Source organism: Hymenobacter montanus, assembly GCF_014699115.1.
Classification (GTDB): Bacteria; Bacteroidota; Bacteroidia; order Cytophagales; family Hymenobacteraceae; genus Hymenobacter; species Hymenobacter montanus.
This window is the reverse complement of the sequence record NZ_JACXAD010000027.1, coordinates 19,347-31,822: the sequence shown is the minus strand read 5'-3', so window position 1 is coordinate 31,822 and position 12,476 is coordinate 19,347. Positions and strand designations below refer to the sequence as shown.

8 protein-coding genes are annotated in these 12,476 nt (G+C 61.9%); 5 read left to right on the top strand and 3 right to left on the bottom strand.

Annotated elements, in window-relative coordinates; genetic code table 11:
- Positions 1-317: 317 nt before the first annotated feature.
- On the top strand, positions 318-1,718 hold the full coding sequence (locus tag IC235_RS19270) for an RtcB family protein (RefSeq protein WP_191006843.1): 1,401 nt from the start codon (positions 318-320) through the stop codon (positions 1,716-1,718).
- Between the two features lie 108 nt (positions 1,719-1,826).
- Positions 1,827-3,227 (top strand): RtcB family protein, encoded by a 1,401-nt coding sequence (locus IC235_RS19265; protein WP_191006842.1) that lies wholly within the window; start codon positions 1,827-1,829, stop codon positions 3,225-3,227.
- 236 nt (positions 3,228-3,463) lie between these two features.
- Here IC235_RS19265 and IC235_RS19260 read toward each other — a convergent pair whose 3' ends face one another.
- The 3 genes from IC235_RS19260 to IC235_RS19250 all read right to left on the bottom strand — a co-directional run bounded on the left by IC235_RS19260 (position 3,464) and on the right by IC235_RS19250 (position 8,694).
- Complete coding sequence (locus tag IC235_RS19260) at positions 3,464-7,345, bottom strand: DUF4394 domain-containing protein (RefSeq protein WP_191006841.1); 3,882 nt, start codon at positions 7,343-7,345, stop codon at positions 3,464-3,466.
- A gap of 213 nt (positions 7,346-7,558) precedes the next feature.
- Positions 7,559-8,074, bottom strand: a complete 516-nt coding sequence (locus IC235_RS19255; RefSeq protein WP_191006840.1) for an MOSC domain-containing protein — start codon at positions 8,072-8,074, stop codon at positions 7,559-7,561.
- Between the two features lie 155 nt (positions 8,075-8,229).
- A complete protein-coding gene (locus IC235_RS19250) occupies positions 8,230-8,694 on the bottom strand; it encodes a hypothetical protein (RefSeq protein ID WP_191006839.1) in 465 nt (154 codons plus the stop codon).
- 370 nt (positions 8,695-9,064) lie between these two features.
- On the opposite strand from IC235_RS19250, the gene IC235_RS19245 reads away from it, so the two are divergent.
- The 3 genes from IC235_RS19245 (at position 9,065) to IC235_RS19235 (ending at position 12,177) form a co-directional block, all read left to right on the top strand.
- Positions 9,065-10,027 (top strand): M48 family metalloprotease, encoded by a 963-nt coding sequence (locus IC235_RS19245; protein ID WP_191006838.1) that lies wholly within the window; start codon positions 9,065-9,067, stop codon positions 10,025-10,027.
- A 241-nt stretch (positions 10,028-10,268) separates the two neighbouring features.
- Positions 10,269-11,183 (top strand): PhzF family phenazine biosynthesis protein, encoded by a 915-nt coding sequence (locus tag IC235_RS19240; protein WP_191006837.1) that lies wholly within the window; start codon positions 10,269-10,271, stop codon positions 11,181-11,183.
- 112 nt (positions 11,184-11,295) lie between these two features.
- On the top strand, positions 11,296-12,177 hold the full coding sequence (locus IC235_RS19235) for an Fpg/Nei family DNA glycosylase (protein WP_191006836.1): 882 nt from the start codon (positions 11,296-11,298) through the stop codon (positions 12,175-12,177).
- Positions 12,178-12,476: the final 299 nt, after the last annotated feature.

Below are 12,476 nucleotides of genomic sequence, written 5' to 3'. Positions count from 1 at the left end.
GGGCTAAAATCCGCACCACCTCCTTAGCCGGATGCCGTAGGCCTGCGTTCCTTCGACCTGTCACGTCTTGGCCCAACGCAGGCCGCCCGTTGCTCCGGCTTTTCTTCTGACGAAACGGACCGGTGCCGTAGCACCGCCTTACTTCGTTTGGGACGATGGAATGCTGGTTCGAATCCAGCCCGTCGGCCGCGCCGACGGTCGCATAAACTGGTAATGCCCATGTATAGGCGCTGCGTTTCTTGCCCGGTCCGTTTTATTTTTCTTTTCATCAACGATGGTATGCCCACTCGTGGGCTTTCCTGTAACGACCATTTATCATGGCCACTATTTTACGCGGCAACGACCTTCGGGCCCTCGGGTTTCCGGAAGGCCGGGCCATTGGGCTTGCCCTCGCGCAACTGCAGCGCAAGCACCTCAAAAAACTCTCACCAACCGACCAGCTAGCCTTGCTGGGCCAAGTGTTGGCTAATCCCAATGACTACCTCACCGACTTGACTTGGAGCCAGACGGCGGCGGCTTTATTGCCTCCACCCAGCCGCCACATCGCTTTGGTAGAGCCCAAGCCCTACGTCGCGTTCGGCGCCGAGCACATCGACCAGAGCGCGACCCGGCAGATGGAAACGGCCATGAAATTGCCGGTAACCGTCGCCGGTGCCCTTATGCCCGACGCCCACCACGGCTACGGCCTGCCCATCGGTGGGGTGCTGGCAACCGACAACGCGGTGATTCCTTACGCCGTGGGCGTGGACATTGGCTGCCGCATGGCCTTGTCGGTGTTCGACCTGCCGCCCAAGTACCTGACTCAGCGCGTGCGGGAGCTGCGTAAGATTCTGCTCGACAATACCCGCTTCGGCTCGGGCCGGGGCTGGGAGCGGGGCCAGCGGCTGGCGAATGCCGTGCTGGAGCGTGCCGAATTTCTGGAAATTCCTTTCCTGAAAAACAAGCGCGATAAAGCAGCCGAGCAGGTTGGGACTTCGGGTTCCGGAAACCACTTCGTGGAGTTCGGCATTGTCGAAATTACCGAAGCCGAAAACGGGCTGGGTGTGCCAATAGGGCACTATCTGGGCGTGCTTTCGCACTCCGGCTCGCGGGGCCTGGGGGCCAGTATTGCTGAGCACTATACCCGCTTGGCCAAGGACGCGTGCCAACTGCCCACCGAAGCCCAGCACCTCGCCTGGCTCGGCCTCGACACCGAAGCGGGCCAGGAGTACTGGGCGGCCATGAACCTGGCCGGCGACTACGCCTCGGCCTGCCACGCCCAGATTCACCAGCGGCTGGCCAAAGCCTTGGGTGAAAGGCCCGTAGCCCGGGTGGAAAACCACCACAACTTTGCCTGGAAGGAGCACTTGGCCGATGGTCGCGAAGTGGTAGTGCACCGCAAGGGCGCGACTCCGGCCGGTGAGGGGGTGCTCGGCATCATTCCCGGCTCGATGACTGCCCCCGGCTTCATCGTTCGAGGGCGGGGTCTGCCCGAGTCATTGGGGTCGGCCTCACACGGGGCCGGTCGGCTCATATCGCGGACCCGCGCCAAGGCGGAGCTGACCGAGTCGGCCGTGCGCAAGTACCTGGCCGAGCACGGCGTCGAGCTTATCGGCGGGGGGCTGGATGAAGCACCAATGGCTTACAAGGACATTCAGACCGTAATGGCCAGCCAGCGGGAACTGGTGGACGTGCTAGGCTCCTTCACCCCGAAAATCGTTCGCATGGACGGGGCGTAAAGATTCCTCTCTAACTAAAAGCCTCAACTGTATCAGTTGGGGCTTTTTTAGGGCATAACATCGGCCTCAAGGCGTCGTACACCACCTCCTCCCCATGTGTCTCCCATTATGGCCAATCAACTTCGCGGCAACGACCTGCGCAAAATCGGCTTTCCTGAGGGCCCGGTCATTAGCCGCGCCCTCGATGTACTGACTCAAAAAAACTTCCGCAAGATGGACAAGGGCAGCGCCCTGGCCCTGCTGAAGCAAATCAAGGACGACCCGTTCAAGTACGTGCGCGACGAAAACTGGCGCCCGGTGGCCGAGCTGCTCGTGCCGCCGCCTTCGCGCGACGTGGCCCTGAACCCGAAAATCAAGGACTATCGTCGCTACGGCAACGACTTCATCGAAGATGGCGCCCGCAAGCAGATGGACGTGGCCATGCAGCTGCCCATCACCCTCGACGGGGCCCTGATGCCCGATGCCCACCAGGGCTACGGCCTGCCCATCGGCGGCGTGCTGGCCGCCGACAACGCGGTGATTCCCTACGGGGTGGGCATGGACATTGGTTGCCGGATGGCGCTGTCGGTGTTTGAGCTGCCCGCGACTTACCTGGAGCAGCGCCGGCAGGAGCTACGCAAGCTGCTGCTGCATCACACCAGGTTTGGTAATAAGGAGGTTTTCAAAAAGGTGAACCAGGACGACCCCATTTTCGAGCGGCCCGAGTTCCGGGAAATAGCCGTGGCGCGCCACAAGCTGGACTCCGCGGTGAAGCAGCTGGGCTCCTCGGGTTCCGGTAACCACTTTGTTGAGTTTGGAGTGGTCGACCTCACCGATCCGGCCAATGATCTGAAGCTGCCCGTGGGCCAGTATCTGGGTGTGCTCTCGCACAGCGGCTCCCGGGGGCTGGGCGCGGCCATTGCCCAGCACTACACCAAAGTGGCGATGGCCAAATGCCCCCTGCCCCCGGAAGCGCGGCATCTGGCCTGGCTCTCCCTCGACTCGCAGGAGGGGCAGGAGTACTGGGCGGCGATGAACCTGGCCGGCGATTACGCCTCGGCGTGCCACCACGACATTCACCGGCGCATCAGCCAGGCCCTGGGTGAAAAGCCCCTGGCCCAGGTTGAAAATCACCACAACTTCGCCTGGAAAGAAGTGTTGGCTAATGGCCGCACCGCCATCGTGCACCGCAAGGGTGCTACTCCGGCCGGTGAGGGGGTGCTCGGCATCATTCCTGGCTCGATGACCGCTCCCGGCTTTATCGTCCGAGGGCGGGGCGAGCCGGATTCCCTTAGTTCCGCCTCGCACGGAGCGGGCCGGCGCCTTTCCCGCACTCAAGCCAAAACGCAGATTAGTGCAGGCCAGCTGCAGCGTGAGCTGCGCGACCACGGAGTAGAACTGTTCGGCGGGGGCCTCGACGAAGCCCCCGCCGCTTACAAAGACATCCGCCAGGTGATGGCGCATCAGCGCGAGCTGGTGGATGTGCTCGGCTCCTTCACCCCAAAAATTGTACGGATGGATGGCGCCTAGAAAATTCCGGCTGGGCAATCCAATTGTCGAGGTTTAACGTAGGTTCAAGTACGTTCCTTTGGGACAGTTGTTTTCATAGCTTGGAAAACCTCTCGTTATTGGCGAGGGGTTTTTTTCTGGGAAAAATGCAGCCTGTGGCACCATGCTCTGCTGCCCCAATGCAAAAAGCCCCAGCTGCATTAGCTGAGGCTTTTTGAACGTTCGAAAAGTAAGGTACCTACCGCCCTTACCGCGGCTTATTGCACCACGAGGCGCTTGGCTACGAGGCCCGCCGTGGTGCGCGCCAGCACGGAGTAAACCCCTGGGTTGAGGTTGGCGACGGGCAGCTCCAAGGTTTCGCCGGCCCCGGCCGCGAGCGTGCGGCTCAGGACTATGCGGCCCACGTTATCGACCACCGACACCGCCGTGGCCCGATTACCGCGCAGCGCCAGGGGCAGGAGTAAGGTGGCGGTACCATGAGCCGGGTTGGGGTACACGGCCGCGAGCTGGGCCAGTGCGGCCGGGGCGGTTGCCAGTAGGCGGGCCTGCGTGGTGAATAGCACCGCGTAGCGGCCGCTAGGAGCGGCGCCAGCGGCCAAGGTCAGGCTGAGCGTTGGCGTGGTGGCCAGGTCGGTGTAGGCACCGGTCAGGGCATCGCGCAAATAGGCGTGGTAGTTGTCAGGGAGGTTCCGCAGGGCATCCACAGCCAGCGTGTAGGTGCCGGCGGTCCGGCTGGCCACGCGGAGCGGCACCAGTACGTCGGCCCCGGTGAGGGCCGCTTGCCCGTTAATGGCGAGCGGCTCGGCCGCGGCAGTTTCGCTTGCCAGGGTCAAGCCATTGGGCGCGGGGAGGGCGCGGGCATCAAATGCCTGGTCGAAACCCGGGGTGGCGCCCTGCTCAAAGTATACCACGGCCTGGGTACGGGCGGTGGCATTGCTCAAGGCCAGGGTCAGCTGGGGGCGGGTGTCGGTCGTGCCCCGCTGGAAGGGCGTGGCGTTGGGCGTCGTCACCCGGTCGGCGTTGCTGAAGGTGATGCTGCCGGTCTGCCCGGCTACGGTGCGAACCAGGAAGCCCTGGCCGAGGGGCAGCACGTTGGTGCCGGAATTGGTGCTCTGGCCGTTCACATAGGTGGTGTAGGTGCCGCTATACTGGCCGCTGCTCTTAAACACGTACAGCGCGTTTTCCAGGTTTGTCGCCCGGCCGTTGTTCACCAGCGAAGCCCAATCGAGCGGCGAAGGGTAGGGGTTACCGCGCAGGTGCCAGCCACTCTCGGTCTGGCTGCCCCGGGTCAGGCTGGTTACCGGCAGGGTGCCATTGTTGAGGGTGCCGACGAAATCAACTGTCGCCTGCCCCGAGATGTTTACCGTGTAGCCGCGGGTTACTTCCAGGGCGTCGCTAGTGGCATTGGGGGAATAAAAGCCCTGGTCAAAGTTCTGCGAAGCTGAGTTGCCGCTGGTCGTCACCCGGCTTTCGTTGTAGCCGTACACGTTGGGAAAGGGCGTAGCGGTATTGCCCACGTTATTATAAGCCGGATTCACGATGGGCAGGAAGCCCGGAGCGGCCAGATCGGCCACCGAGCTGTTGGCCACGGGCGAGCTGTAGTGACGGTAGCCCAGGCCCGGGTTCGAGCCGGCATCGATGTAGCGCTGCACGGTGGCCGTACCCAGTACCGCGCCACCGGTGTTATCAACCAAGGCCGTACCCGCCGCCGAAGAAAGCAGCGTCAGGTCATTGCCGGCCGTGGTTAGGTTGCCCAGTTGCAGCGCCACGACCTGCGCCACGCGTACGGCTTGGCTCAGGGTGAGGCCCGCAGCGTTGCGCACGCCAAGATTAAGCACTTGGCTCGGCAAGCCGGAGCCCGTTACCTGGGCCACGGTGCCATTGTAGGCATAGCTGGCGGCCGGGCTGAACGAACGGCTGCCCGTTACCTGTATCGCACCGACGGCGCCGCTGCTGGCAATGCCAGCGGGGTCGCAGATGGCCAGGGAGGCGCCGGCCTGCAGGACAAAGTTGCCGGGGCCGTTCAGGGGCTGGCAGTTTTGCACCAGCGCGCCGCCGGGCTGCACCGTAAGGGTACCGGCTACGCTGAGGGTGCCGCTCAGGATAGCCACGCCTGTGCTCGTAATGGTCACGTTGTTGTAGCTGCCCGCAACGCTTTGCGTGGTGCTTACGATGAGGTCTGGCAAGACCCCGGTGCTGGTGCCCTGGCCACTCAGTTTAATGACGAAAGGATTGTTCGCTATACTGTTATTAGGGATGGTGAGCGTCCCGGTGTCGGTGCCCACTGCCGTGGGAGTAAAGGTGACGTTAAACGTAGCTGAGCTGCCGGGGGCGATGCTCGTCGGCTGCGCCGTGCTCAACGCGAAAGGACCGGTGGTGGCAAAAGTGCCCAGGGTCAGGTTGTCGGTGGTGCTGCCATTGGTAATAGTAAACGTCACCGGGGCCGATGTGCTGCCCTGCGCGGTATTGGGAAAGCCAGCGAAGGTACTCCCATTGCTGACCGGCGTACCGCCCACGCTTACCGCAATCAGCGGGTTGGCCAGGGCCGCTGCCCCGGCGCCGTCAAGGTTCACGGTGTAAGTGGCTGCGTTGGTGGCGTTCGACCTAATCACTAAGGTTCCAGGGCGGGCACCGATGGCCGTGGGTGTAAACGTCACGCTCACCGTCGCCGTACCGCCGGCCGCCACCGTGGTCGGAGCAGGGCCGCTCACGGCGTAGTCGCCGGTAGTGCTGATGCTGCCGATGGTGAGAGCATCGGGGCCGCCGTTGGTGAGCGTGAAAGCCACCGGCACGCTGGTAGTGCCCACTATCTGGCTGCCGAAGCTATAGGCGGTGCCATTGTCCGGGTAGCTGGTACCGCCCTGGGTCACGTCCAGGGTCGGAGTTGGGGCTGCCTGCGTATTAAAATTCACCGTGGCGGGGGTGGAGGTGAGCAGGCCGCCGAAGCAGTTGCTCACGATGCTCACAGTGTAGTTGGTGTTGGGCGTCAGGTTCGAAAAGGCTACCGACGTGGCCGAGGCCAGGAGCGTTTGGGGCGGTGTGGCCGGGGTTGTGGTCACGGTGTAGGTTGTGGCCGAGGGGCTGCCGGTGAAGTTCACCGTGGCCGAATTACTCGTTACACTCGCTACTAGCGGGCTGCTGGGCCCATTGCACACCGGCGGCGCGATGACCACGGCAATATCGCGGATGTCGAACGGTGAAAGGGCATTGGCCGGCACGAGGTTCTTTTTTGAGCTCGCCAGGCCAGTGGTCAGGTTTAATACGTACAAGTTGCTGCTGGAAAGGCCATTAGCATTAGGCTCGGTTACTTCCGATAAATACGCTACGTTAGTCCCGCTGGCGTAAGCAATGTCAAGGCTCAGAATGGCCTTCACCGAGCTGAAGCCGTTGAGTGACACGGGCGCCACGGTGTTGAGGGTACCGTTATTGGGCGGGTTTTGGATTGCCAGGATGCTCCCGTTGTTCAGCACCTTGTCCTGGTCGACGTCGTAGAGCGTGGTGCTGGTGCTCGTGATAAACGAGTTGGTGTACGCCGCCGCGCCGACGGTTGGCGTCCGGCTCGCATTTGCATCGCCGGGGGCGTAAGCCAAGGCCGTATCGGTAGCATCCAAGGTGCCGGTAACCGGATTAAGGCGGACGTTGGTGCCATTGCCACTCACCACGCGGATGCGGTCCACGGTCGGGTTGAAATCGAAGCCGATGCGAGTCGAGGCGTCGCCCAACGCCAGCGTGAAGGGCGCCGCTACGGCCGTGGCCACGCCCGTAATGGGATTTAGGGTGTAAAGCTGAGCGCTGCTGGCCGCGGCGTCATAGCCCAGGGCGTAGAGCTGGCCGGTGTTGGGCCGGTAATCCATGCCCACCAACACCTGGGGGGCAGTCGTGCCCGAAATAGGAATGGGCGCATTCATCGGGAAGCCGGAAGGTGCATCGAACGGCACCAGGCCTTGCGACCCGGCCGTGGCCCCCGCCGGAAAGTATGGGTTGCCCACCGGTACGGTGCGGCTCAAGGTACCCAGGCCATAGATAGTTTGCGCCTGGGCCTGCGAGCTGCCTAACACTAATGCCGCGCCCAACGCGGTTCTTAGTAAGTGACGAAGCCGACGACCCGAAGGTAGCCGCAAAGGTAGGTATGTGGACATAGGAGTATTAAGTAAGTGGAGTAGTAAATATAAGAGAAGTAATAATTATGTAAGGAAAAGATAGTAAATAGAAAGGAGAAAAATAGCAAGAAAAAACCAGTAGCTGCCAATGGAGCTACGTACGCAGCCCACTCGCTTAGAGATGTTTGTTTGGAAAAGTGCATTTATGGCCAGCGAGTGGCTAGCATCCGAAAGTATAATGCGAGCTAATCATTAATCTACGACCCGTACTGTATCGCCCAGTCGAATGAGGCCGCCCTGGGCGATATGCGCCGTAAGGCCGCCATGACCCCGCATAGCATTATAGCCGCCGGGCCCGAGTTCTTCCTCCATGCGCGAGCAGGGGTGGCACTCGCCAGTAATGTCGAGAATGACCTGTTCGCCGATTTGGATTTGGCGGTTTTTCAGGGCCAGCAGGTTCAGGCCGCTCACGGCCAGGTTGCGGCGCAGGCGGCCGGGCGCGAGCGGCGCGTCGAGCCCCAGGTAGCTGGCCACCGCCGCCAGGTGCTCGTACTGAATAAGGGTGATTTGGCGTTTGCCCCCGGCCTTGGGGCGGGCGTGGTCGCCGAGCAGGTGCGAATCGGTTTTCAGCTCTGCTTCCGGCACCGCCACCAGGGGCTCACGCCGTACCGGGCGTTGGCCAATCCACTCGAGGCGGCCGGTTTGGGGCAGGGTGGACAGCAGGCGCGCTACGGTTGATTTGTCATCACCAAAGAAAGGGAAGGCCATTTTTTAGTTGTTGGTTGCTGGTTGTCAGCGGTTAGTTGGCGATTGATCGTTAATAACTGGAAGCAAAGTAATTGCTGATCCTGGTCGGCGGTTGCGAGCTGGTCGTTTGCGCAATGTTATCCAGCGTAAACTAGAAAACGGACCACTAGCGACCCTTACAACTCGTTGGGCCGGCCGAGCCCTTCGCGGATTTCAGGATGGCGAATTTGGCCGCCCAGATAGCCGGCCCGCGCCAACAGGCTGAAGCTCAGCCCTACGGCCACCCACGCCAATAAGGCTAGCCGCCGCGCTTGGGGGGAGGCATCTTTCAGCAGCCGGAGCGCGAACAGGGCCAGGGCCGCCGCGGTTTCCAGCACCCAGAAACCCTGCTCGGCCGCCGCCGCGTGGTTCTGGATGAGCGCCCGGCTGACGCGGGGCAGGTCTTGCACGATGCTGGCCGCTCCCTCGCCCGTGAGTTGGGCGGGCAGGCATAACAAGCCGGCCCCCAGCACGCCGACCAGCCCGGCCTCGATTAGGGTAGTGTTTTTTCGTAGTAAGCCCACTCCCAGCAGTATCAGGGCGAAAAGGCTGCCAGCAATCGGCAAATGATTTACAATAAGGTGGATGTGGGCTTGGTTCATGTAGGAAGCTGAAAAATAGAGCTCGCCGTGCCAACTGGGCCGACAAAGCTACCTCGGGCTCAAATGGAGTGGGCCGGGGCGCAACCATCCGCGGCTATCCGTGACGCTATTTTGATGAACTACTGGCTTACCCCAATCGTTATTCACCCAACTGCTGCCGAGCCTTGCAAAGCGGCGGCTCGCAGCTACTTCGCAATGAAAATCAGGCCTTGTCGTTGCGTGCTCAAGCCCCAGTCAAGCGGCGAAAAAATTTCTGGTGGCTTCGCGGCTGGGTCGCCACTTTAATCACTCTGTAACCCGATTGAAGGGTTGGCCCTGGTACCGCCTTTGTCACTTGTTTGGTTATAAGATATTTAGATTCAAATACGCCATGGCTTTCTTATCTCGTATCATTAGTCGTCGGGCCGCTCCGTTGTTCCTGATGTTTCTTTTGGTGGTTGGCTCGGCCGCCCGCGCCCAGACCGCCCCGGTACCTACCGACGTAATCCGGGAAATCACCGATGCAGTCGGCCTTAAAGCTCGCTTTGAGCTGCGCGCCACTCGGGCCATCAGTAACGCTGCCGCTGTGGTTTACAACGGCAAGCGCTTTCTGCTCTACAACCCTGACTTTTTGAATGCCGTGAACCGTGCCGGCCACACCGACTGGGCGGGCATCAGCATCCTGGCCCACGAAATGGGCCACCACCTCAACGGCCATACCCTGCGCTCTGGGGGCTCGCAGCCTGCCGACGAGCTGGAAGCCGATGAATTCTCGGGCTTCGTGCTGCGCAAGCTAGGAGCTAGTCTGGCTCAGGCGCAATCGGCTATGGCCACCGTGCCCGATGAAGGCAGCTCGGCCACTCACCCCAGCCGGGCGCCGCGCCTGGTGGCCATCAGCCAGGGTTGGCAGCGGGCCAATGGCCAAATTGTAGCTAGCACTCAGCTGCCAGCTCCTTCGGCGGCCCCTGCGGTGGTGCCGGCCCGCCAGCCGCAGCAGCCCGCCCCCGCAACGTACGACGACAGACCAGTGCGGCTCCTGTCCACGGAAGCCGATAGCAATGCTCCGGAAATGGTCGCCATCAGCCAGTCGAGCGGCAACGCCGTGCGTCTGGTCGGTCAGCTGACCTTCCGCAACGACCCCAGCCGGCGCTACTACCTTACTAATGCCCTGAAAGTAGTACGGGTCGACGACGAGGATAATGCCGAAGAAGTCGGCCACCTCACTCGCACAACCAACCAGATATTTCCCTACGTGCTGACGGACAGCCAGCAGCGGCGCCTTTTCATCACCGCCCGCGGCGATGTATACGACAAGCAGGGCCAGCGTGTAGCTAAGTTGCACGACCCTTCCTGACGGCAGTTTGTTATGACGCAGACTGAGGATAGCAATGCCCCATCCGTACCGGTAATAGTCTAAAGCTAGGGTGGGGTGGTGGCACGACTTTTTTGTCGTGCCACCACTAATTCCAGAACAGGCGGTGGGCTACTATTCGAGGTGATCCGGTAACATAAAGCCCGCCAGGAAATTAGCTTTGCTGGCCTTCGGTTCATACCAATACCAACCAGCCCACAGCTCTTTTTTAATCCCTAATCGCATGCCCGAATTGCCGTTTTTACTCGTCGACGCCTTCACCACCCAGCCACTCCAGGGCAACCCCTGCGCGGTGGTGCTCGATGCCGACGCGCTGTCACCGGCTACCCGCCAGCGGCTGGCCCGGGAGTTCAACCAATCCGAAACGGCTTTTGTGGATGCTGCCGCGGTGGGCAGCACCGAATTCACCGTTCGTTTTTTTACCCCGGCTGAAGAGATTCCGCTGGCGGGGCACCCTACCATTGCTACCGTGACGGCCCTGTTGCAGCTGGGCCGGGTGCTGCTGCCCGCTGATGGCTCCCCGCTGGTATTAACGCTCAATCTGTTGCACGGGCCCATTCGGGTCGATGTACTGCCCAGCGTGGCAGGAACCCCCGCCCTGATCTGGATGACCCAGCGGCGGCCGGTATTCGGGGCAGTGCACTCCCCGAAAGAGGTATTGCCATTGTTCGGCCTCCTGCCCGACGACCTGCTGCCCGGCGCTCCTATTCAAACCGTGAGTACGGGCACGCCCCAGCTCATGCTGCTCCTGCGCGACCACGCCGCCCTACGCCGAGCCTCTGTGCCCGATGCTGCCGCCCTGAGCCGCTACCGCGCCGGGAGCGACTTTTTCAGCCCTCACCTTTTTTGTTTAGGCGGAGCTACACCGGCCGGCCACACGTTTGCCCGCCATTTCGGTACCCCGCCCGATGTTGCGGAAGACCCCGTTACGGGCTCGGCTACGGGCGGCATGGCGGCTTATCTGTGGCGCTACGGCTACCTGCAATCACCGAATTTTTTAGCCGAGCAAGGCCACGACCTGGGCCGGGCCGGTACCGTGCAGGTACGGATTAGCGGTGCGCCCGAGGCCATTGAAGCGGTGCAGATTGGTGGCACGGGCGTACTGGTGTTGGAAGGCCGCTTGCGCAACTATTTATAAGGCGCCGGCCGTTTTTGCAACCTGGGCCGAACGTGCGTTGTTAGCACAGCACCCTGCCGAGCGAAGCCGGCTACTCAGTTGCTCTGCCGTTTCCATCACCCAATTTCCCGCTGTGCCCGAACTCCCCGAAGTCGAAACTTACCGACGCTTCATCAACGAATTGGCCGTGGGCCAAACCATTGCCGCCTTGCAAGTCAACGACGCTCACGTGCTGGCCACCCCGGAAGACCAGCTGCGGGCTGGTCTGGTGGGCCGCACCATTACCGGCACCAGCCGCCTGGGCAAGAATTGCTATCTGGAGCTCGATAGTGGTCAGGTACTGGTCCTTCACTTTGGCATGACCGGCGACGTGGGGGCTTACCGTGACGAGCCCGATGCCCCGCGCTTCACCCGCGTGGCCCTGCACCTCGACGATTCGGGACTGCGCCTGGCTTTCATCGACCCGCGTAAATTTGGCCGCATTCGCCTCGCCGACAGCGTTGCCGCGCACCAGAAAGCCAAGAAAATCGGCCCTGATGCCTTGGCTATCACCGCCGCCGAGCTTCATCAAAAGTTAGCCCGCCGCAAAACCCTGTTAAAACCGTTGCTGCTCGACCAAAGCATTACCGCCGGCCTGGGCAACTGGATTGTGGACGAAGTGCTGTTTCAGGCCAAAATTCACCCCGAGCGCCTAGGTACCTCGCTCACCGAAAAAGAAGGCCTGGCCCTTCACAGCGCGGTGCAGCTGGTGCTGAACACGGCCATCAGCCAAGAAGCCAATTACCGCTATTTTCCGGCCTCCTTCCTCATACACGCCCGCGAGTGGGATACTCCGGCCACGCCCGGCAGCCCCGATGCGCATACCTTCTGCCCGCGTCACCCCAAAGTAAAAATCAACAAATACTACGTCGGCGGACGGGCTACCTACACCTGCCCTAAGTGCCAGTCCATGCCCCCTGTCGGGTGTCCGGGGCATGCTGGCGGCGCAACGAGCGGCGGCAGCGCTTCCAGGTAGTCCTGGTGTCGGGCGCAGTGGTGCAAGCTGTTCCGACGTAACCAGCCGCGGCATTGTTGCCGCGGCTCAGGCCCGGCCGTCGTTATTGGGTGGCCGAGCTAGTCAGTTCTTTTTTGTGCCTCGGACGGCCATTTTGGGGCCATCCGGCCCGTCAGTAGTCGTCGAGTCCGGTAGTGGCAGTGCCCGGCCTGCCTTCAGGCGTGGACCGTCACGTAGCGCCCGGCCTAGCATGTAGCCTGCTAGCCTGGGGGCGGTCCCGGTGGTGACCCAGCACGGCCTGGGCCGGGCGCCGGTAACAC

Bases quoted from the DNA above. Each gene is read 5' to 3' on its own strand.
- IC235_RS19250 (WP_191006839.1), bottom strand. From the start codon at position 8,694: ATGAACCAAGCCCACATCCACCTTATTGTAAATCATTTGCCGATTGCT.
- IC235_RS19260 (WP_191006841.1), bottom strand. From the start codon at position 7,345: ATGTCCACATACCTACCTTTGCGGCTACCTTCGGGTCGTCGGCTTCGT.
- IC235_RS19245 (WP_191006838.1), top strand. From the start codon at position 9,065: ATGGCTTTCTTATCTCGTATCATTAGTCGTCGGGCCGCTCCGTTGTTC.
- IC235_RS19265 (WP_191006842.1), top strand. From the start codon at position 1,827: ATGGCCAATCAACTTCGCGGCAACGACCTGCGCAAAATCGGCTTTCCT.
- IC235_RS19255 (WP_191006840.1), bottom strand. From the start codon at position 8,074: ATGGCCTTCCCTTTCTTTGGTGATGACAAATCAACCGTAGCGCGCCTG.
- IC235_RS19240 (WP_191006837.1), top strand. From the start codon at position 10,269: ATGCCCGAATTGCCGTTTTTACTCGTCGACGCCTTCACCACCCAGCCA.
- IC235_RS19270 (WP_191006843.1), top strand. From the start codon at position 318: ATGGCCACTATTTTACGCGGCAACGACCTTCGGGCCCTCGGGTTTCCG.